The organism is Lacibacter cauensis (assembly GCF_007830055.1).
Classification (GTDB): Bacteria; Bacteroidota; Bacteroidia; order Chitinophagales; family Chitinophagaceae; genus Lacibacter; species Lacibacter cauensis.
This window is the reverse complement of sequence record NZ_VLLE01000002.1, coordinates 650,699-671,138: the sequence shown is the minus strand read 5'-3', so window position 1 is coordinate 671,138 and position 20,440 is coordinate 650,699. Positions and strand designations below refer to the sequence as shown.

Below are 20,440 nucleotides of genomic sequence, written 5' to 3'. Positions count from 1 at the left end.
TTTATTGTTTTAATTCTTCAATACGGGAGGCAAAATAAACGCTTTTTTCGGGATGCAACAAACTTAATTTGCTGTACAAATCAATGGCTTGTGCCTTTTTACCCTGTTTGGCCAGTACTTCGGCCATCGTTTCGGTGATTACATCTTCCTGCAGGTTGCTTTGGGTAGCCTTGTTCACCACTTTCTCTTCCTCGTTTGAATCGAGCTGTTTCTTTTCTTCCACATAGATCTTCTTCATGCTGCGGAGCCATTGGGTAAAGCTTTTCACCTGTTTACCCAATGCATCATTGCCCAAACGGTCTTCCTGCAGTTTAATGCCCTGCGATGCAAAATAATCGACTGTATGAAAAGGCTCGAATGTAATAACAGGTTCCTGGGCTGGTGCAGACAGGTCGGGCATCACAAACGGTTTGATGATGGGTTCCTGTAGAGCCTCGTTGGCATCTGCAGCTTCAATGGCAGCATCCGCAGCCAGCTCGGCATCGGTCTTTTCAATAAAATCAGCTACTTCACGCTCGGCATCAGCAGCAATTATTGCTTCAGCAGCAGCTTCGGCTTCTGCTTCTTCTATTAATTTGGCAGCTTCTATTTCAGCCTCTGCATCCAACACTATGGCTGCATCAAACGCTGTTTCATCTTCTGCGAGTTCTACTTTTTCACGTGTATCTTCAGCTTCAACCAATGCCATTGCATCAATTGCTGCATCCGTTTCATCGGTTGTCATCGTTTCGTTTGCTACGACCGATTGTTTACCCCCCAAGGCTTCAGTAAACAATTTGTACCGGTTGGCAAGCCATAAAGATTTTGCAGTATAAGCAACTGCCTTTTGAAAATCCTGATCAGAAACGGCTACATCGTTCTGTTGTTTTTTTGCAGCAATCAATAAATGTGCGGTGCTGAACCATGGATATTCATAGGCCAGCTGTTCGAGTTCTGCAAGTGAAGTTTCTTTTAGTAAAGAGGGTTGTTGCAGCAATCGGTTAAAAGCATCTGCATTCATCATTGCGGCAAAGTAAACGAAAAAGTTACCAGTTAGAAAAAATGCGGTTAAAAATTTCGTCGGTTAAGTTTTGTACAACAAGATCGGTTAACGATGCTTCGGCCTGGTTTAACGAAAGACTTGCCGAAAAATCGAAGTTGCGTGTAAAGTCTGTTTCAAAACTTTTCTTATCATCGATGCGGTTCTTGAAGATAATATGCACCGTTACGTTCAAACGGTTGGTTGCAGCCTGTTGATTGGATATACCCGATGTAGTTACATAGTAGTCGGTGATTTGTCCACTGATATCGTAATGTGCTTCATCGCTGTTGGTTTGTGATAAACGTGTTTGGTTGATCACTTTCTGCCGCAGCTTATCGGTTAACCGCTGACTGAGATTAGGATTGATGATGCGTGCACGGTTATCGATATAACTGATGCGTACTGTTTTTGCTTCAGGTTCTATCGAAACATCTTTGAAGGAATAGCAGGAAGCAAAGAAAGCCGATAGTACTAAGACGATAGTCGCTAGCCTGATAATGGCTGACAACTTTAAACTATCGTCTACCGGCTTGTATTTAAAGTTCTTCAATATCATACTCCTTCAGTTTTCTGTACAGTGTGCGTTCGCTGATGCCGAGATCGAGTGCCGCATCTCTGCGTTTGCTTTTATGTTTCTTCAGTGCTTTAATAATCAGTTCTTTTTCTTTATCCATGATGTTGAGGCTTTCTTCCACCTCCACATGTTCCTGAATATCGCCGTTGCCACCAATAATCATTGGCTGACTTGGTTGTGCCTGGCTGATGACAGGTTGCTGTGCAACTTCCATGGGTTTATGCTCAGGCATCAGTGCATCATTAAAAAAGTTGCCGGGCATTTGTACCGCTGCGCCTCCGTGTTGTAACACTTCCAGGAACATCTTCTTCAGTTCGGTTACATCACGTTTCATATCGAAAAAGAGCTTGTACAAAATTTCCCGTTCGTTTGCAAATTCTGTTCCACTTCCTGCAACCGGTTGCTGATGTGCCAGCACAGGCAAACGGTTAAAGCTGCGTTCGGGTAAAAAAACAGACAGGTCTTTTGCCGATACAATTTTATTGGTTGAAAGAACGGAAATCTGTTCTGCAATATTCTTCAATTCCCGCACATTACCGGGAAACGGATAACTGATTAACAGATTTTTCGCATCCTCTTCCAGCTGTACAGGCGATGTTTTGTAACGCTCTGCAAAATCAACCGAAAACTTACGGAAGAGGAGAGGAATATCTTCCTTTCTGTCACGCAAGGCAGGTACACGAATCGGTACAGTATTTAACCGATAGTACAAATCTTCCCGGAACTTATTGGTTTGTGTAAACTCAAACAACTCTTTGTTAGTAGCTGCAATTACACGCACATCGGTCTTCTGTACTTTCGATGAACCTACACGGATAAACTCACCTGTTTCCAACACACGCAGCAAACGGGCCTGTGTGCCCAGCGGCATTTCGCCAATTTCATCCAGGAAAATAGTACCGCCGCTTACGGTTTCAAAATAACCTTTACGTGCATCTACCGCACCGGTAAACGATCCTTTTTCATGACCGAATAATTCTGAATCAATTGTTCCTTCCGGAATGGCGCCACAGTTTACCGCAATAAACGGGTTGTGCTTGCGGGCCGATAATGAATGAATGATTTGTGAAAACACTTCTTTACCAACACCACTTTCCCCATTGATCAATACCGTTAAATCCGTAGCACTCACTTGTACCGCCACATTCAACGCATGATTGAGGGCAGGGGAGTTACCTATAATGCCAAACCTGTTCTTTATTGTTTGTAAATCCATGGTTGTTATTTTTCTATTACACCAAGCAATGTTCCTTTGGTGCAATCTGTTACGGTTACATACACGTAATCGCCTTTCTTTAAGTTATACTGCTCTTTCGCAAACACAATTACTTTGTTTTGCGAGTTGCGGCCCATCCAGGCATTTTCATCTTTCTTACTTTCGCCTTCAATCAACACTTTGTATGTTTTACCCACATCACGTTTATTGCTTTCTAACGAAAGATGATATTGTTTATCTACAATCTCCTGTAAGCGACGTTTTTTCACTTCTTCCGGTACATCATCTTTATAACGGCGTGCAGCCAAAGTTCCCGGGCGTTCGCTGTAGAAGAACATATAGCTATAATCGTACTGACTGTAATCCATAATGCTCAGCGTATCCTGGTGCTCTTCTTCTGTTTCGCTGCAAAAACCGGCAATGATATCGGAGCTGATGCCGCAATCGGGAAGAATTTCCTTGATGCGATCCACCTTCTTCATATACCATTCACGGGTGTATGTTCTGTTCATCAGCTGCAATACACGTGTGTTACCACTTTGTACCGGCAGGTGAATGTATTTACAGATGTTCTCGTATTTGGCCATCGTGTACAATACTTCATCCGTAATGTCTTTCGGGTGAGAAGTGGAAAAACGCACACGCAGGTCTGGAGAAATCAACGCCACTCGTTCCATAAGCATGGCGAATGAGACGGTCTCATTACTTTTTTCATCAACAAAATAATAGCTGTCTACATTCTGTCCGAGTAACGTTACCTCACGGAAACCACGATCGAACAGATCCTGTGCTTCAGCTATAATCGATTTCGCATCACGACTACGTTCACGGCCACGTGTAAAGGGCACCACGCAGAAACTGCACATATTATTACAACCACGCATAATGGAAATAAAGGCACTCATACCATTACTTTCCAAACGTACCGGCGAAATATCGGCATAGGTTTCATCACGGCTCAACAATACGTTTACCGATTTTTGTCCACCTTCTGCTTCTTCGATAAGGCCGGGCAGTGTGCGATAAGCATCTGGACCAACCACCATATCTACCAGCTTTTCTTCTTCCAGCAAATTGGCTTTTAAGCGCTCGGCCATACAACCCAGTACGCCCACCAGCATGCCGGGCCTGCGCATTTTGGCTTTGCGGAATTCGGTTAATCGTTTACGGATGGTTTGCTCGGCTTTTTCCCGGATAGAACAGGTGTTGAGCAGAACGAGGTCGGCCTCTTCTGTATCCCGTGTGGCCCCATAGCCCGCACTATTGAGGATGCTGGCTACAATTTCACTGTCGCTGAAATTCATCTGGCAGCCGTAACTCTCGATATAAAACTTCTTTTTGTATTGATTAGGGTCGTTGGCAAAAGGCGCATAAGCTTCACCCTGGCGGCTTTCGTCGTGTACCTTGTTGTCTGTCATCAGATCCATCATATTCATTCGCAAATTGAGCAGGCAAAGTTAGCGAAAGAATCCCGAAGTAGTGACAGATTGACAGCAAAAGATACCGCTGATGGAATACCCGGCTTTTGATGATGCTTTGAAAATTATCTTTACCCGAAACAACCCGGCAATTTGAAATTTCGTTTCCTCCTTCTTGTCCTTACCCTTGCAGCCCTCACAGGCACAGCCCAGCAGTTGAAAAAAGACGGGCTGATTGTGGGAACGGTGATTGATACTAGTAATCAAAAGGCCATTATGGGCGCAACTGTTGCAGCTATACCATATACCGATACCAGCAAACAAACCGTTTTTTTAACCGATAAGAATGGCGGATTTACCTTGAGCAACCTGCAGCTGGGTTATTACCGGGTACGCATCAGTGCCGTGGGCTACCGCACACTTACCATCGACAGTATTCACCTGCGGGCCGACCGGGCTGATTTTAACCTGAATGATCTTCCGCTGAGCAACCAATCGATAGAACTTTCGGAAGTGGTGATATTCGTAGAGAAGCCATTGATTGAATCGAAAGAAGGAAATATCACCTTCAATGTAGGCGAAAGTGCTTTGAGCAATGGCAGCAACGCTACTGAATTACTAAAACAAACACCACTGGTTACAACCGATGCGGATGGAAAAATAGCAGTGCGTGGAAAAGAGCCGAAAATTTTAATTGATGACAAACCGGTTGAATTAAATGCGCAGCAACTGCAGGATCTTTTAGAAAGTATGCCCGGCAGTATGATTGAAAAGATTGAAGTACTCACCAATCCACCACCGCAATATGCCAACGAACAAGGCGGTGTCATCAACATCGTTACAAAAAAAGGAAGGGTAGGTTTTGGAGCAAGAGTGAATTTGTATGCAGGTACAAGAGGACAAACCGGCATCAGCACCAACTTCAACTACCGCAGACAAGGTTTTGCAGTAAACCTCAATGCAGGAGTTGGTTACAACGAATTTCAATCGGAAGGGTACAGCAACCGCACCAATATTTACAAAGACTCCAGCAATCAGTTGAACACCATCAACAATTCGTTCAACAGGAGTATTCGTCCCAATCTTCGTTTAAATATTGATTACGAAGTAAACAAATGGAACAGCTTCAATTTTGTTGCACAGTACAATCAAAGCAACAGCAACAATAGCGGATTTAACCGCTATACCAATATCAACCGTTTCGATGCCATTTCACGACTGAGCGAACGTACCATTGCCTCAGCAGGTGCCAATCAAAACCCATCGATCAACTTTACTTATATCCACAAAAGCAAACGACCCGGCGAATCGATTCGCATCATCTCCGCAGCAAACTTTGGCTGGAGTAAAAACATCCGTAACTATTTCCAGGAATTTTTAAATGCAGATGATACGCCAACAGGTGTTGATAGTACACAACGGCAAACCAACAAAACCCGGAACAATGGCTACAGCATCAATGTGATGTATGATCGCCAGTTGAGCAATAAAAAAACCAGTCTTTCAACAGGTGTGGCTTACTATCGTACCAACAGCGATGTGTTGCTGGTAACCGAGTTTATGAAAAAGCCGGAGTATACTTTCCTGAAATCGGATTTACTGAGCAATGATTTTATGTTTCACCAAGACATCATCAGTGCACGCATTTCAATGAAGCACATTTTTAAGCCTGGCTTTTCGGTTACAGCAGGATCAGCAGTTGAGCAGACAAATTTTTTATTTGAATTATTCAGAGATCAAAAAAAAGAATACAACCGTTACATTAATTTTCTGCCCTTTGCCAATGTAAACCGAAGCTGGAAAAACGGTACGAATCTTACGTTTTCCTATCGACGCACAATACGCAGACCGGGAATTGGTGAATTAAATCCGGCCATAGATTATGGCGATCCGTACAATCTCCGTTACGGTAATCCCGATCTGTTGCCATCGCAATCGCATACGTTTGATTTGGTAGCAGGTAAAACAAAAAGTAAATATTTTGCCAATGTAAGTATCGGCTATAATCTGGTAGAAGATGTATTTAGCCAGATACGCACGTTGCAAACCGATGGCAAAACCATTGTTACATGGGATAATGTAAGCAACCGCCAGGAGTTTGAAGCAAGTACATGGGCCGGGCTTACCATCAGCCGTAAATTAAGAACCAACCTCAGTGCAAGCTATTCGTACAACAAGTATGGAAGCTTCGACAAACTGGTGCGTAAGTTTCGTGATGGTGGCACCTTCACTTCCAACTTCAGCACCAACTATAACCCAACCGATTTGTGGACGTTTACCGGAGCATTTTCATTCAACCGTTTTGCCAATCCACAGGGAACAGTACGCAGCAACATCTCCATGAACATCGGAGCACAATACAAACTGTTTAAAAAGAAAGTCATTATCAGCATCAACACAACCGATCCGTTTATTCAGCAGCAAAACAGGGTGTTTACCTACGGCCCTAATTTTAACTTAGAAAGTTACAGCCGTACGCAAACAAGAAATTACCGCATTACACTCAGCTATAACTTTAATAAAACATCCACTGTTAAACGTAAAACAGTGGATGTGTTGAAGAGCATTAAAAAATAAGTGAGTGGTTTATTTTCGTACAAAGCGCATCACGGCAATATCACCCATTAAAAAGGTAAGTGCATTATCATCGCTCAAGGCGTAGCGGTTTACTTTCAAGAGCATTTCATTAAACGCTTTTTCACCGTTGCCGGGACAGGCCATCATGGTTGAAATACCCGGTGCAAATTTGATATTGTTTCCGTTGATTGTGTACTTACTGCTGAAACCATTGCAACTGGTATTACCGTTGATTTGACTGTTGGCTAAGTCGAAACGGATAAACGGTTTTTTCTCCGGGTACAGACCATCAAATGCAATTCGGCTACCCGAAATATAATTCAACTCCCAGTTACCTTCCAGCTTGGCAACAGCTGCATCAACAGATGCAAACTTCACCAACAGTTTATCCTCTTCATAGAAATAAAGTTCCCGGTTGCGGATAATCCATTTGCTTGTTTTACTGAGCGCAGACAAAAAATTTGATTCTACATCGCCGCTATTCATACAAGCCATTTTTGTAACAGCCAGCGGCGAAAACTTAATCGCATTGTCTTTCATCAATTCAAAACTGCCGGTTAAACGATTGCAACCTGTAGAGCCTGCAACAGTGCTCACCTGGCCGGGAGAAAAAATAAGATGTGCTGCTTTTGCCTGATCGGCCAACGTAACAGCTTTGCCGTTGATTTCGCTAACATACCAACGATACATGTATAAGTATTCGCTACCTTCGCTCACCACAGGAACTGCAATGTTGGGCGGGTTAACCACTGTGTTCGAAGAAGCAACTGTTTTGTTTGTTTTACTTGTTTTACATGACGTTGCCTGCAATAAACCTAAACATACCGACAGACTGATAACAATATACTTCATAACCTTGAATTTAGTGATGGATGTAACTGCCATTGACTTTACATAAAATGATAACTGTAACTGATTCGTTTTGGCAATTTGTTAGCATTTAACCAAGCATCTTACTGAGATTGATTGCTGCAGCTTGTTTGATAATCGGAAAATAAAAATGAAAAGCAGCAGGAGAAGGTGAAAGTATGCTAGGTAGTTTCGGCATATAGATGTTGTTTCATTAAACGTACAAGTTAGGCGAAATAAATGCAAGCTTTGTTCAATATTAAAACAAAAGCCTGTGTAATGATAAAACAAAAATGTATAAAGTAAAAACAGGTTGCAAAAGCAACCTGTCAATACATTTAAAAGCCAAATCATTCAAACAACGATTAACTGCACATTCTCTTTTGCGCTTATTCTTCATCATCCTCTTCGTAATAAGCATCCTGGCTATAGTAGAGTTTTTCCCAGGCAGCAACAGCCTTGTCATCCAAACATTCAACAATGTCATGTATGGTATCTGCTTTTTTCTTCCACACAATTTCTTCGCCCTCTACAAAAGTAGACACACAAACAGCATGATCACTTTTGAAATGCAGCTTGATCAATTTCAGCTGATCGCTCTCTTTTTCCTGAATAAGATAATGGCACCCTGCCTCTAAAAGTTCGTACGTAAACATAGCTCTCCGTTTAAAAATTCAACAATAGGTTAATCCGGAATTGTAATGGGTTGTAAAGTAACCGGGCGGGGTTTTGTAAGTACGGGTTAAGCACAAAACAAATGTAGCATGTTTCGAAATTGGCAGAGCTGTTAATCTGTCACAAACAGCGCATTTACAAAAATTTAATTAGTGGCTATTGTAAACCAATAATTTACACTTAATCAAGTTCGGTGATGGTTATCTTCTTGCCTTCGAAGCTGATCTGCAAAATTTTGTACGATCGTACGGGTTGGCCGTTGTTAATGGCGGGTTGCCATTCGTATAGATCCATCCAGGCTTTGAGCTTGGCCATATCTGGGCGTACATTGCTGTTGGGGCGCACTTCGTAAGTACAGGGCTTGCCATCGCTATTTATCAGCAGACTGATGGTTATTTTTCCACCTGCCCGTTTTTGCGTGTATACATCAAAGAATTTTTCAATATGCGAATCAAGAGAAGGCTTTTTGGTTTTCCATTTGGCAGGCTGTTGCACACGTACCACTACATCGTCGAAGGCATTGGCGCCAAATTGAACACAGCTGTCGAGTTTGTAAACTTCCTGTTGCTGTTGTGCTGCAGCAGATAAAACGGAGAAAAAGAGGATAAGGGATAAGACTGATTTCATGAAGTAAATATAATAAAGTAGCCTTAAGCATGGCTTAAGGCTACAAATAAATTATCTGTGGAGATGTATGTTTTAACCTTCGTGCTTGCGGTTTAGCATCCAGATAAAGAATGCAATCAGGAAAACCACAATACCTGCGCCACCGAAAATGAGCGCTGTTAACACTTTTTGTGCACCTGTTGATAATACCATTGATAAAGCAATTACCAGGTAGATGATGTAGATGGTAAGCAGGGTATAAATCTTTTTATCCATGATTGTGATTTTTATGCTGCGAAATTGAGAAATAATCAGTTACAGGCCAAAAATTATTCACAGGGCTGTGAACAAATTTGGGAATGGAAGGGGAGGTCGGTTTTGTTATATTTGCCCGTTCCGGTAAGGAAGAAGGAAGGAAGTACGATCATGAGCAGTTGTTCAATATTGTACTCCTGTACAAGGGTGCGACGCCAATGCGGCTGACAGGCTTTCTGCTGCCGGTAACAAAAACTGAGAACAACAAACTATAAACTGAGCAATGGCTGAAGAAAAAAAGAATTTGTTTGATTACGACGAGAGCTCCATTAAAACCCTCGACTGGCAGGAACATATTCGTCTGCGACCCGGTATGTATATTGGTAAGCTGGGCGATGGCAGCAGTGCCGACGATGGTATTTATGTTTTACTAAAAGAGGTGCTGGACAATTGTATTGACGAACACACGATGGGTTACGGTAAATCGGTGGATGTGACCATTGAAAAAGGAACAGTTACCATTCGTGACTATGGCCGTGGTATTCCGCTGGGTAAAGTGGTGGATGTAGTGAGCAAGATCAACACCGGCGCCAAGTACGACAGCAAAGTGTTTCAAAAATCGGTTGGTTTGAACGGTGTGGGTACAAAGGCCGTAAACGCTTTAAGCAGTTATTTTAAAGTAACAGCCTACCGTGATGGAAAAATGAAGACTGCCGAATTTGAAAAAGGTATTCTCAAGAAAGAACATAAAGAAGAAAAAACAACCGAAAGCAACGGAACAGAAGTAACGTTTATTCCAGACGATTCTGTGTTTAAAAACTACCATTACATCCATGAGTACATGGATAACCAGTTCTGGAACTACTGTTACCTCAATGCCGGACTGGTGATCAACTTCAACGGAAAGAAATACGTTTCTAAAAATGGTTTGCTCGATTTGTTGCAACGCAAAACCAACGAAGATGAACTGCGTTATCCCATCATTCATTTAAAAGGTGAGGATATTGAAGTTGCCATTACCCACGAAAATCAATACGGTGAAGAATATTACTCGTTTGTAAACGGACAGTTTACTACACAGGGTGGTACGCACCTCGCTGCTTTCCGTGAGGGCTTTGTAAAAACCATCCGTGAGTTTTACAAAAAGGATTACGATGCTGCTGATATACGTGGAAGCATTTGTGCTGCTGTAAGTGTGCGTGTCCAGGAGCCGGTGTTTGAAAGTCAGACAAAAACCAAACTTGGCTCGAGTGTGGTGTATGAAGGTGGGCCTACTATGAAAAATTTTGTAGGGGAATTTCTTGCACGTGATCTGGATTTATTCCTGCACAAAAATCCATCGGTTGCAGAAGCGTTGAAAAAACGCATTGAGCAAAACGAAAAAGAACGGAAAGAGTTAGCCGGTATTAAAAAGCTGGCGAACGAACGAGCGAAGAAAGCCAATCTTCATAATAAAAAATTAAGAGACTGCCGTTTTCATTACAACGATGAAGTAACAGGTAAAGACAAGGATAAAATTATTGAGAAGCAGAAAGAGACGACCATCTTTATTACCGAGGGTGACAGTGCGAGTGGAAGTATTACCAAAAGCCGCAATGTAGAAACGCAGGCGGTATTCAGCTTACGTGGTAAGCCGTTAAACTGTTACGGGCTTACCAAAAAAGTGGTGTATGAGAATGAAGAGTTCAACCTGTTGCAACATGCACTAAATATTGAAGACAGCTATGAAGATTTGCGTTACAACAATATTGTAATTGCAACCGATGCCGATGTGGATGGTATGCACATCCGTTTGTTGTTGATGACCTTCTTCCTGCAATTCTTCCCCGATCTCGTAAAGAACGGACATGTGTTTATTCTGGAAACACCGCTGTTTCGTGTACGGAATAAACAGGAAACCATTTATTGCTACGATGAAGGAGAGAAACAGGCTGCAATTAAAAAGCTCGGTGGCAAACCGGAGATCACACGTTTTAAAGGTTTGGGTGAAATCAGTCCGGAAGAGTTTGGCCGATTCATTGGTGCAGAAATGCGCAAGCAACCGGTGATGCTGTTGCCCGAAACACATATCCAGCAGGTGCTGGAATATTACATGGGTAAGAACACACCCGACCGTCAGGAGTTTATTATTGATAACCTGAAAGTGGAACTGGATAAAGTGGAAGAAGAAGTGTAACCACGAATTACACCAATTAGCACGAATGAATACATGGAGAATTAAAAGAACAACCGTTAAAATAATTACAGCGAATCAATTCGTGTGATTCGTGTAATTCGTGTTTTATGTTTGAATTTCACGCCGACAGGAAACGTTATTTCGACATACAGATACTGAATACTGAAAAGTATGTGTTGCCCTTTATTGAGAAGGAATTCTCATTGAAGCCAGGCATGCGTGTTTTGGAAATCGGTTGTGGCGAAGGCGGTGTGTTAAAAGCCTTTATTGATAAAGGCTGCACAGGTGTTGGTATTGAACTGGATGAAACCCGTTTGGTGAATGCAAGAGAATGGATGAAGAATGAAATAGCACAAGGCAAAGTCACCTTTCATTCAAAAGATATTTACAAAGCAACCGATGCTGATTTTGGTGGTGCGTTTGATGTAATTGTGCTGAAGGATGTTATTGAGCACATCCACGATCAACCAAAACTGATTGAATGGATGAAAACCTTTTTGACAACGAATGGCGTGATCTTCTTTGGCTTTCCTCCTTGGTATATGCCGTTTGGCGGGCACCAACAGATCTGTAAAGGAAAGTGGTTGAGCAAAATTCCTTACTATCATTTGCTGCCAACGCCCATTTACAAATGGCTGTTGAAATCGAATGGCGAGAACTGGGAGGAAATGCTGGAGATAAAAGAAACAGGAATTTCCATTGAGCGTTTTGAACGTATTTGTAAGGCGAAAGGATACAAACTCATAAACCAAACACATTTTTTAATTAACCCGATCTACGAATACAAGTTTGGCTGGAAACCGAAAGAACAGTTTGGTTTTGTAAAAGCTCTTCCGTTTGTACGGAACTTTTTCACCACTTGTGTTTATTATTTGATACAGGTAAAACAGAACTAGATTTTATGATACATATTGTTTTTAACGAACCCGATATTGAGGTGCTGCAAAAAGCCTTTGAACTGGATGAAACCCTGCAAGGCGAAGTATTGCAGGTAGAAGATGATTATGCAGTTGGTCCTTTGAAAGATATTTATACCGAAGAAGGTATTGCTGCACGCCGTGCATGGTGGAAAGAAGTATTGGCTGGAACAGACCAGGAAAAGAAAGTGGATGAAGGTGAAGTGGACGATAATAAACTCGTTGCGTTTTTAATTGAGCGATTGCAGAAAGATGAAGAAGAGAAAGTGTGGATCTGGGCTGCACAAAACAAACACGATGTAAGTGGTTATTACTGGCTCATCAGTCAGCTGAAAGATTTCCAGGGCCGCATTTATATTCTGTACCTCAACAATCTGCCCTTCATTAATGAGAAAGGGCAGTTGTTTTACCCGGAGTGGATCAGCACTATTCAGCCAAAGGAAATGACGAAGGCAAAGAAGCTTGCACGTTTGGTTACGCCAAGTGAGTTTGAAGTTGATCCGGATGAGTGGACAAAACTCTGCAACGAAGAAAAAGGTGTGCGTTTGCTGGAAGGCGGTAAAAAACTCGGACAAAAGGATTATGATTTTTATGACGCCGATCTCAAGAATTTTATTACCGGCGATTGGCAAAAAGCAAACAAAGTCATCAACCAGTTTTTGAGTAAGAACAAACACACTACCGGCGATATGTATTTGCTGTGGCGTTTGAAACAACTTATCGCAACTGATTTATACGATGTACAGGGCGAATTGAAGAACCTGAAAGATTTTGAGCTAAAGAAAAAATCGGGACAGCTGTTTGAAACCGCTCAGCCAGCAGAACAATAACGCTAAAAAGTAAACATGAAAACAATACTGAAACTGGAAGAGCTGGCAATGTTGCTTGTATCGATTGCAATGTTATACATCTCGAATGTGGAATGGTGGTGGTATCTGTTGATGTTTATTGGTCCGGATATAAGCATGCTTGGCTATTTGGCAGGCAATAAAACAGGAGCAGTGTTGTACAATATTTTTCATCATAAAGGAATCGCCATATTGCTGATTGCTGTTACACTGATTGCAAAACTGCAATTGCCTTTTTTTGATCCCGATCCGTTTGTGCAAGCGGGCATTGTGTTGTTTGGCCATGCATCGATGGACAGAATATTCGGCTATGGTTTGAAATACGAAAACGGATTTAAGTTTACGCATTTAGGTGAAATAGGAAAGAAATAAATTATGAGTGCATCGAAAAAGAAAGAAAATGTTTTTGACAACGATGGTGGTGTGCAAGGGCAGTATAAAAACTGGTTCCTCGATTACGCATCGTATGTAATTCTTGAGCGTGCCGTACCTGCCATTGAAGATGGCTTGAAGCCGGTGCAACGCCGTATCCTGCATGCCATGAAAGAAATGGATGATGGCCGCTTCAACAAAGTAGCGAACATCATTGGCCAGGCGATGCAATACCACCCACATGGTGATGCAAGTATCGGGGATGCGTTGGTGAACATGGGCCAAAAAGATCTGTTGGTTGAAACCCAGGGTAACTGGGGCGATGTTCGTACAGGTGATGATGCTGCGGCTCCACGTTATATTGAAGCACGCTTATCGAAATTTGCATTAGATGTTGCGTTCAACAATAAAACTACCGAATGGCAATTAAGCTATGATGGTCGTAAGAATGAACCGGTGGTATTACCGATGAAGTTTCCGTTGTTGCTGGCGCAAGGTGCAGATGGTATTGCGGTTGGACTGTCAACAAAAATTCTTCCGCATAACTTTTGCGAATTGATCGAAGCTTCTATTAAATCGTTGCGTGGCAAACGTTTTGAACTGTTACCCGATTTTCAAACGGGAGGCATGATCGATGCAAGCAACTACAACGATGGTAAGCGTGGCGGCAAAGTAAGAGTACGTGCACACATTGAAGAGTTTGATAAGAAGACCTTACTGATTAAAGATGTGCCTTACGGTGTTACCACCACACAGTTAATGGAAAGTATTGTAAAAGCAAATGACCAGGGAAAAATCAAGATCAAAAAGGTAACTGATAATACGGCTGCTGAAGTAGAGATACAGGTTGATCTTGCACCCGGCATTTCTCCCGATATCACCATTGATGCCTTGTATGCATTTACGGATTGTGAAGTATCAATCTCTCCCAATGCATGTGTAATTGTAAACGATAAACCACAGTTTTTATCGGTAAGCGAATTATTGCGATTCTCTGCAGAGCAAACAAAAGGCTTGTTGCAGAAAGAACTCGAGATCAAGCTGGGTGAATTACAGGAAAAATGGCATTATACTTCACTGGAAAAAATCTTCTTTGAAGAACAGATTTACAAAGAGCTGGAGAAGAAACATGAGACATGGGATAAAGTAATTGAAGCGATTGATAAAGCCTTTGTTCCATTTAAGAAACAGCTCAAGCGTGATATAACAAGAGAAGATATTCTAAAGCTGACGGAGAAACCTGTACGTCGTATTTATCGTTTGGATATTGCTGAGCTGAATGAACAGATCAAAAGTTTGGAGGCAGATATTAAACAGGTGAAATATGACCTGGATAATCTTGTTGATTATGCAGTTGCTTATTACGAAAATCTGCTAAAGAAATACGGCAAAGGCCGTGAGCGTAAAACGGAGATCAAACCGTTTGAAGTGATTCAGGTGAAGCAGGTAGCCATTGCCAACACCAAACTGTACATGAACCGTGAAGATGGTTTTGTTGGTACATCCTTAAAGAAAGATGAGTTTATTACCGACTGTTCGGACTTTGACGACATCATCGTGTTTACCAAACGTGGTATAATGAAAGTGGTGAAGGTGAGCGACAAAGCCTATATCGGCAAAGACATCATCCATGCTGCCGTTTTCCAAAAGAACGATGAACGTACCACGTACAACATGATTTATGTGGATGGTAAAACAGGCATCAGCTATGCCAAGCGTTTTAATGTAACCGGTGTTACACGTGATAAGGAATATGATCTTACCAAAGGCGATCCAAAGAGTAAGGTCCATTATTTCACAGTGAATCCGAATGGAGAAGCCGAAGTGGTGAAGGTATTGCTGAGTCCGAGTGCAAGTGCCCGTATTAAAGAGTTTGATTTTTATTTTGAAGAACTCGATATCAAAGGCCGCAGCAGCATGGGTAACCAGGTGACCAAGTATGCGGTGAAGAGTGTGAAGTTTAAAGAGAAAGGCCGTGCCACATTGAGCGGAAAGAAAATGTGGTTCGATGATAAGTTTGGTCGTTTGAATACCGAAGAGAAAGGCCAGTACCTCGGCAAGTTTGAACCGGATGATCGTATCCTCGTAGTGTACAAAGATGGGAACTATGAAATTACCGATCAGGAAATGACGCAGAAATTCGATCCGGAAAATATTCTGCTAATCGAATTGTTTAAACCCGATCGTATCATCACTGCTGTTTATTTAGATAACGACAAACTGCAGTACAATGTGAAGCGTTTTAAAATTGAAACAACCACACTCCGCAATAAATTCTTCTTTATTAAAGAAGGAGCGAAGAATTATGTGGAAGCAGTAACAACAGATGAAGAACCTGTTCTTTCTGTCCAGAGTGGTAAAGGCGCACAGGTTCGTAGCGCAAAGATAAAGCTGGCGAAAGTAGCAGAGGTGATGGGTTGGAAAGCAGTAGGCGCAAAACTTACCGATTACAACAAGAGCATTGAAATGGAGTGGATCAAAGAAGACCCGAATGCACAACCGGAGTTGTTTGGGTGATGAAGAATGAATAAGGAGTAATCAGTATAAAGGTTGCCAACTTTTTAGAAGTTGGCAACCTTATTTTTAAACAGTTCGAAATGAGAAATATTTATACCTTCTTTTGGATTTCTTTGGCTGTAAAGATTTTTGTTTTTACTGTATTAAATTTCTTCTTTTGGGAGACAATTAATTTTACCGGAAAACAGATTCTGCTATACGTCCTTGCATTTTTGCTATTTGTAATAACATCCGTTTTAAAGTTTCGTGGGGCAAGAACCTTTGGCAACTACCTTAAAACGTTGGAGAAGGAATTCTCTTTTATGTTTATTAGTGCACTTGCTCTACAAGACATGGGATTGGGAGCTATTGCATTATTCACATTTTTAGAATGGCACTTGTATCTTAAAGAATTCTGCATACTAAAACCAAGTAACAAGTTTGATGGAGATATAGAAACAGATGAATAAATATTGATTTAAAACTAAAACGGCGATTGCTTTGCAATCGCCGTTTTAGTTTACAAGAATTTGTTAAGAGCTTTACCCGTTAACAAAAGTTTAGAAACCACGATACATCTGTTGAAAATTTTCCTGCATCTGAATGAGCAAGCAGTTATTTAAAACCCTGCAACCATTTATATGAGGACTACATACCTGAGCTTACTCGTAGCATTTACTGCAGTAACCATTGCCGGCAACGCACAAGTGAAACCTGTTATCAAAGCAGGTATTATTCAATCAACATGGAAAGGAGAAGCCCGACAATCATTCGATCAGTTAGTTGACAAAGCCAATGGCTACATTACCACACGCAACCGCACTGCGTTTTATGTTGGTGCAGGTATTGAATTACCAATGGGCGATGTTGTTTCTATTGAACCTTCGCTCATATACACACAAAGAGGTTATGGCATTAAAGGAAACCTCACCATTAACGATATGAAGATCGATGCACTGGATGCAAGGGCAACTGCACAAATGCATTATATTGATTTGCCTGTACTGCTGAAAGTAAAGCCTGCTGCAGGTTTGCAGCTGTTTGCCGGCCCGCAGGTTTCATATTTGGTGAAGAATAATTTACGGGCCGATGTTGCCGTACTTGGCTTTTCACTCATCAACAGCGATATGGATATTACCGATCAATTTAACCGTTGGGATGTAGGTGTAACAGGTGGTGTGGGTTACGAATTTGCAAATGGTCTTGGTCTGATGGCGTCGTACGAACGGGGCTTTCAGCGATTGGATAAGAATCAAAACTTCAAAGCATTTAATGAAGGATATAAAGCAGGGTTAACATTCAAATTCTAATAAGTCTTAAGAATATCAACTTAGAAAACCTTTACCGATGATGCAGTACCCGGCATCATCGTTTTTTTTATCTATGCGAACCGCTGTCAGGGTTTGCAACCGCTGACGGGGTACATCATTCATCACTCTCCACAATCTCACCATAATCAATAAACAATTCTTCCCCAGCTTGTATTGCACGAATTGTTTCAAAATCTTCGCCATCATTAATAGAAATGATATTCGGTGTATCGGAATGATTGAGGAAGTTGACAATATCCATCACTTTAAATCCATAATCAGGAACATAGTAAAAGTCTTCATCAAATAAACAGTAGGTTTCTACCAACCCTTTGCTGTGTGCAGGCAGTGCATCAATTTCACTGCGTTCAATCTTGATCCATTCGCCGATATTTTTCGAAAACAATCCACGCTGGCCTTTCGGAATATCCCGCAAGGCAAACACACCGTTGCCATGAATGGGAGAGGGTTTCATCATAACCCAGGTATCGTATTTCAGTTCGTGCAGCAGTTGTTCTTTCGTCATATCCGAATGTATAAAAAAGCCGGCATTCGCCGGCTATCGTTGTTATTTTAAGTAACGTTTCATTTCACGTTCCGCATCCCTACTCTTGATTGTTTCCCGTTTATCGTGCAGTTTTTTACCTTTTGCCAAACCAACTTCCATTTTTGCCAGGTTATTTTCATTAAAGAAAATACGCAGCGGAACAACGGTGTAACCTTTATCCTTGAGTTTATTTTCCCATTTTTTGATCTCCCGTTTATTAAGCAGGAGTTTACGATCGTGTACCGCAATGTGGTTATTGGTTGTACCAAGTCGGTACTCTGCAATATGCAAACCCTTTACCCACAATTCGTGCTTATCAAAAAAACAATAAGCATCTGCAAAACTCACTTTGCCGTCACGAATCGATTTTACTTCCGTTCCCACCAATACCATGCCCGCCACGAGTTTATCCTCGATGTAATATTCGTGAAAGGCGCTTCTGTTCTTCAGTTCCATGTAATAAATAAAAAAGCAATCAGCAAAAGGAACATCCTTTTACTGATTGCAAATATAGAAGGTTCAATCAGTTCTTAAACAACGTAAAAATTACCCCGAATTTTTGTTTCATTTCCTTGCGGTCGATGATCATATCGAGGAAACCATGTTCAAGTAAAAATTCGCTGCGTTGGAAACCCTCGGGCAAATCTTTTTTAATGGTTTCTTTGATTACACGTGGACCTGCAAAGCCGATCAATGCGCCAGGCTCACCAATGTTCAGATCGCCCAACATTCCAAACGAAGCAGTAACACCGCCAAAGGTTGGGTCGGTTAACAGCGATATGTACGGGAGTTTGGCATCGCTCATTTGCGAAAGCTTTCCCGAAATTTTAGCGAGCTGCATTAACGAAAATGCACTTTCCATCATACGGGCACCACCACTTTTACAGATCATGATCATGGGGATGTTGTTCGCAATACAATAGTCTGCACCACGGGCAACTTTTTCGCCCATTACACTACCCAGCGATCCACCAATAAAATCAAAGTCCATACAACAGATGAGTACTTCATGTCCTTCAATTTTACCAACTGCAACTCGAATAGAATCGTGCAGATCAGACTTTTTCCAGATATCTTCCAAACGCTTATCATATGGCTTTAAATCGGTAAAGCCCAGATAATCTTTTGAGCGGATATTGGCATAAAGCTCGGTGTATTCATCGCCATCAAATAAAATGTCGAAGTATTCAGCACTACCAATGCGGTGGTGATAATTACATTTCGGACATACATATTTATTTTCCGAAAGTTCAGTTGTAGTACAGGTATACTTACACTCAGGGCATTTCGTCCAAAGTCCTTCCTGGATTTCTTTCTTTTCAGACGTTGAAGTAAGAATTCCTTTTTGTACCCGTTTAAACCAGGATGAGCGGATTGCATCTGCCTGTGGCAAATCGTCACCCGTCAGGTTTTTCTCAATATCCTCTTCTTTTTTAGCCATCGTTCTTTGATTTGAAAAGTGGGTAAAAGTAAGCAATTAAGCGTTTCTGTTCACACAGTTCAGATCTTCGAAGGCAACTTCGAGGCGCTTAATGAAACTTTCTTCTCCTTTACGTAACCAAACACGGGGATCGTAGTATTTTTTATTGGGGCTGTCCGGACCTTCGGGGTTACCCAACTGGCCTTGCAGATAGCCTTCATTTTTCTTGTAATTGTTGAGAACACCTTCCCAGAAAGCCCACTGCAGATCGGTATCAATATTCATTTTAATAGCGCCGTAACTGATGGCTTCACGGATTTGGTGTTGAGGAGAACCGCTACCGCCGTGAAATACGAAGTAAACAGGCTTAGGTCCGGTACCTAATTTTTTCTCAATGTGTACCTGACTGTTATGCAAGATGATTGGGGTTAACTGTACATTACCTGACTTATATACACCGTGTACGTTACCAAAAGCAGCTGCAACAGTAAAGAGCTTACCTACTTTGCTTAATTCAGTATAGGCATATTCTACATGCTCAGGTTGCGTATAAAGCTTATCGTTTTCGATATCGCTGTTATCAACACCATCTTCTTCACCACCGGTTACACCCAACTCAATTTCAATACCCATGCCTAAAGGAGCCATGCGTTTGAAATATTCTACGGATGTTTTGATATTCTCTTCAATTGGTTCTTCGCTTAAATCCAACATGTGCGAGCTGAAAAGTGGCTGGCCTTTTTCTTTTTTGAATTCAACACCAGCATCAATCAATCCGCTGATCCAGGGCAACCATTTTTTTGCAGCATGATCGGTATGCAATACAACAGGCACACCATAATATTTTGCCACGTTGTGAATATGTAAAGCACCTGAAATAGCACCACGGATATTGCCTTGCAGCTGATCGTTCGGCATGCCTTTACCTGCAATAAATTGCGCACCACCATTCGAAAACTGAACGATAACAGGCGAGTTTACTTTCGCAGCTGTTTCCAGTGTAGCGTTAATTGTGTTGGTGCCAATTGTGTTTACTGCTGGCAATGCAAACTGGTTATCTTTTGCATCTTGTAATAAAGCTTCCAGTTCTTCGCCGAAAAGGACGCCGGCTTTGTACTTGCTCATAGTTAAGTATTAATAGTTGAAAAAGACAGATTAACATC

General features: G+C 41.7%; 20 protein-coding genes. 8 read left to right on the top strand and 12 right to left on the bottom strand.

The features are described from left to right. Position 1: 1 nt before the first annotated feature. Genes IQ13_RS02855 through miaB form a run of 4 tightly spaced genes read right to left on the bottom strand, consistent with a single transcriptional unit; the run spans position 2 to position 4,247 of the window. Positions 2-1,003, bottom strand: coding sequence for a DUF8458 domain-containing protein (locus IQ13_RS02855; protein ID WP_144884298.1), 1,002 nt, complete (start codon positions 1,001-1,003; stop codon positions 2-4). 22 nt (positions 1,004-1,025) lie between these two features. Beyond that, the gene (gene lptE / locus IQ13_RS02850) at positions 1,026-1,577 is read right to left on the bottom strand and encodes an LPS assembly lipoprotein LptE (protein WP_144884296.1); all 552 of its coding nucleotides are present in this window, start codon (positions 1,575-1,577) and stop codon (positions 1,026-1,028) included. Next, a complete protein-coding gene (locus IQ13_RS02845) occupies positions 1,558-2,811 on the bottom strand; it encodes a sigma-54 interaction domain-containing protein (protein ID WP_144884294.1) in 1,254 nt (417 codons plus the stop codon). Before IQ13_RS02845 ends, lptE begins: the two co-directional genes overlap by 20 nt. Positions 2,812-2,816: 5 nt before the next feature. Further along, on the bottom strand, positions 2,817-4,247 hold the full coding sequence (gene miaB, locus IQ13_RS02840; RefSeq protein ID WP_262711268.1) for a tRNA (N6-isopentenyl adenosine(37)-C2)-methylthiotransferase MiaB: 1,431 nt from the start codon (positions 4,245-4,247) through the stop codon (positions 2,817-2,819). A 135-nt stretch (positions 4,248-4,382) separates the two neighbouring features. Between miaB and IQ13_RS02835 the strand changes: the two genes are divergently transcribed. Next, entirely contained in the window at positions 4,383-6,806 is a 2,424-nt protein-coding gene (locus IQ13_RS02835; protein WP_144884292.1) for an outer membrane beta-barrel protein, read from the top strand. Between the two features lie 9 nt (positions 6,807-6,815). Here IQ13_RS02835 and IQ13_RS21455 read toward each other — a convergent pair whose 3' ends face one another. From IQ13_RS21455 to IQ13_RS02815, 4 genes are all read right to left on the bottom strand, one after another. Then, on the bottom strand, positions 6,816-7,658 hold the full coding sequence (locus IQ13_RS21455; RefSeq protein ID WP_199758155.1) for an META domain-containing protein: 843 nt from the start codon (positions 7,656-7,658) through the stop codon (positions 6,816-6,818). Between the two features lie 386 nt (positions 7,659-8,044). Beyond that, complete coding sequence (locus tag IQ13_RS02825) at positions 8,045-8,311, bottom strand: hypothetical protein (protein WP_144884288.1); 267 nt, start codon at positions 8,309-8,311, stop codon at positions 8,045-8,047. A 199-nt stretch (positions 8,312-8,510) separates the two neighbouring features. Next, on the bottom strand, positions 8,511-8,957 hold the full coding sequence (locus IQ13_RS02820) for an energy transducer TonB (protein ID WP_144884286.1): 447 nt from the start codon (positions 8,955-8,957) through the stop codon (positions 8,511-8,513). A 72-nt stretch (positions 8,958-9,029) separates the two neighbouring features. After that, positions 9,030-9,212, bottom strand: coding sequence for a hypothetical protein (locus IQ13_RS02815; RefSeq protein ID WP_144884284.1), 183 nt, complete (start codon positions 9,210-9,212; stop codon positions 9,030-9,032). Between the two features lie 262 nt (positions 9,213-9,474). Between IQ13_RS02815 and IQ13_RS02810 the strand changes: the two genes are divergently transcribed. The 7 genes from IQ13_RS02810 (at position 9,475) to IQ13_RS02780 (ending at position 17,310) form a co-directional block, all read left to right on the top strand. Beyond that, entirely contained in the window at positions 9,475-11,367 is a 1,893-nt protein-coding gene (locus IQ13_RS02810; RefSeq protein ID WP_144884282.1) for a DNA topoisomerase IV subunit B, read from the top strand. A 107-nt stretch (positions 11,368-11,474) separates the two neighbouring features. Next, positions 11,475-12,263, top strand: coding sequence for a class I SAM-dependent methyltransferase (locus IQ13_RS02805; RefSeq protein ID WP_144884280.1), 789 nt, complete (start codon positions 11,475-11,477; stop codon positions 12,261-12,263). A gap of 5 nt (positions 12,264-12,268) precedes the next feature. Next, complete coding sequence (locus IQ13_RS02800; RefSeq protein WP_144884278.1) at positions 12,269-13,114, top strand: DUF1835 domain-containing protein; 846 nt, start codon at positions 12,269-12,271, stop codon at positions 13,112-13,114. Positions 13,115-13,129: 15 nt separating this feature from the next. After that, positions 13,130-13,504: a DUF4260 domain-containing protein gene (locus IQ13_RS02795; RefSeq protein WP_144884276.1), complete on the top strand. Its 375-nt coding sequence runs from the start codon at positions 13,130-13,132 to the stop codon at positions 13,502-13,504. Between the two features lie 3 nt (positions 13,505-13,507). Beyond that, positions 13,508-16,021, top strand: a complete 2,514-nt coding sequence (locus tag IQ13_RS02790) for a DNA gyrase/topoisomerase IV subunit A (protein WP_144884274.1) — start codon at positions 13,508-13,510, stop codon at positions 16,019-16,021. 80 nt (positions 16,022-16,101) lie between these two features. Next, positions 16,102-16,470 carry a hypothetical protein gene (locus tag IQ13_RS02785; RefSeq protein ID WP_144884272.1) on the top strand — a complete coding sequence of 123 codons (369 nt, stop codon included), beginning with the start codon at positions 16,102-16,104 and terminating at the stop codon, positions 16,468-16,470. A gap of 171 nt (positions 16,471-16,641) precedes the next feature. Continuing rightward, the gene (locus IQ13_RS02780; RefSeq protein ID WP_144884270.1) at positions 16,642-17,310 is read left to right on the top strand and encodes a porin family protein; all 669 of its coding nucleotides are present in this window, start codon (positions 16,642-16,644) and stop codon (positions 17,308-17,310) included. A 115-nt stretch (positions 17,311-17,425) separates the two neighbouring features. Here IQ13_RS02780 and IQ13_RS02775 read toward each other — a convergent pair whose 3' ends face one another. The 4 genes from IQ13_RS02775 to fbaA all read right to left on the bottom strand — a co-directional run bounded on the left by IQ13_RS02775 (position 17,426) and on the right by fbaA (position 20,402). Next, the gene (locus IQ13_RS02775; protein WP_144884269.1) at positions 17,426-17,836 is read right to left on the bottom strand and encodes an SET domain-containing protein; all 411 of its coding nucleotides are present in this window, start codon (positions 17,834-17,836) and stop codon (positions 17,426-17,428) included. 42 nt (positions 17,837-17,878) lie between these two features. Further along, positions 17,879-18,313, bottom strand: coding sequence for an SsrA-binding protein (gene smpB / locus IQ13_RS02770; RefSeq protein WP_144884267.1), 435 nt, complete (start codon positions 18,311-18,313; stop codon positions 17,879-17,881). 67 nt (positions 18,314-18,380) lie between these two features. After that, the gene (gene accD, locus IQ13_RS02765) at positions 18,381-19,298 is read right to left on the bottom strand and encodes an acetyl-CoA carboxylase, carboxyltransferase subunit beta (protein WP_144884265.1); all 918 of its coding nucleotides are present in this window, start codon (positions 19,296-19,298) and stop codon (positions 18,381-18,383) included. Positions 19,299-19,334: 36 nt separating this feature from the next. Then, on the bottom strand, positions 19,335-20,402 hold the full coding sequence (fbaA, locus tag IQ13_RS02760) for a class II fructose-bisphosphate aldolase (protein ID WP_144884263.1): 1,068 nt from the start codon (positions 20,400-20,402) through the stop codon (positions 19,335-19,337). Positions 20,403-20,440 lie beyond the last annotated feature (38 nt).

Excerpts from the sequence above, each read along its gene's own strand:
- IQ13_RS02855 (WP_144884298.1), bottom strand. The coding sequence starts at position 1,003 with ATGATGAATGCAGATGCTTTTAACCGATTGCTGCAACAACCCTCTTTA.
- lptE (WP_144884296.1), bottom strand. The coding sequence starts at position 1,577 with ATGATATTGAAGAACTTTAAATACAAGCCGGTAGACGATAGTTTAAAG.
- IQ13_RS02845 (WP_144884294.1), bottom strand. The coding sequence starts at position 2,811 with ATGGATTTACAAACAATAAAGAACAGGTTTGGCATTATAGGTAACTCC.
- miaB (WP_262711268.1), bottom strand. The coding sequence starts at position 4,247 with ATGAATATGATGGATCTGATGACAGACAACAAGGTACACGACGAAAGC.
- IQ13_RS21455 (WP_199758155.1), bottom strand. The coding sequence starts at position 7,658 with ATGAAGTATATTGTTATCAGTCTGTCGGTATGTTTAGGTTTATTGCAG.
- IQ13_RS02825 (WP_144884288.1), bottom strand. The coding sequence starts at position 8,311 with ATGTTTACGTACGAACTTTTAGAGGCAGGGTGCCATTATCTTATTCAG.
- IQ13_RS02820 (WP_144884286.1), bottom strand. The coding sequence starts at position 8,957 with ATGAAATCAGTCTTATCCCTTATCCTCTTTTTCTCCGTTTTATCTGCT.
- IQ13_RS02815 (WP_144884284.1), bottom strand. The coding sequence starts at position 9,212 with ATGGATAAAAAGATTTATACCCTGCTTACCATCTACATCATCTACCTG.
- IQ13_RS02810 (WP_144884282.1), top strand. The coding sequence starts at position 9,475 with ATGGCTGAAGAAAAAAAGAATTTGTTTGATTACGACGAGAGCTCCATT.
- IQ13_RS02805 (WP_144884280.1), top strand. The coding sequence starts at position 11,475 with ATGTTTGAATTTCACGCCGACAGGAAACGTTATTTCGACATACAGATA.
- IQ13_RS02800 (WP_144884278.1), top strand. The coding sequence starts at position 12,269 with ATGATACATATTGTTTTTAACGAACCCGATATTGAGGTGCTGCAAAAA.
- IQ13_RS02795 (WP_144884276.1), top strand. The coding sequence starts at position 13,130 with ATGAAAACAATACTGAAACTGGAAGAGCTGGCAATGTTGCTTGTATCG.
- IQ13_RS02790 (WP_144884274.1), top strand. The coding sequence starts at position 13,508 with ATGAGTGCATCGAAAAAGAAAGAAAATGTTTTTGACAACGATGGTGGT.
- IQ13_RS02785 (WP_144884272.1), top strand. The coding sequence starts at position 16,102 with ATGAGAAATATTTATACCTTCTTTTGGATTTCTTTGGCTGTAAAGATT.
- IQ13_RS02780 (WP_144884270.1), top strand. The coding sequence starts at position 16,642 with ATGAGGACTACATACCTGAGCTTACTCGTAGCATTTACTGCAGTAACC.
- IQ13_RS02775 (WP_144884269.1), bottom strand. The coding sequence starts at position 17,836 with ATGACGAAAGAACAACTGCTGCACGAACTGAAATACGATACCTGGGTT.
- smpB (WP_144884267.1), bottom strand. The coding sequence starts at position 18,313 with ATGGAACTGAAGAACAGAAGCGCCTTTCACGAATATTACATCGAGGAT.
- accD (WP_144884265.1), bottom strand. The coding sequence starts at position 19,298 with ATGGCTAAAAAAGAAGAGGATATTGAGAAAAACCTGACGGGTGACGAT.
- fbaA (WP_144884263.1), bottom strand. The coding sequence starts at position 20,402 with ATGAGCAAGTACAAAGCCGGCGTCCTTTTCGGCGAAGAACTGGAAGCT.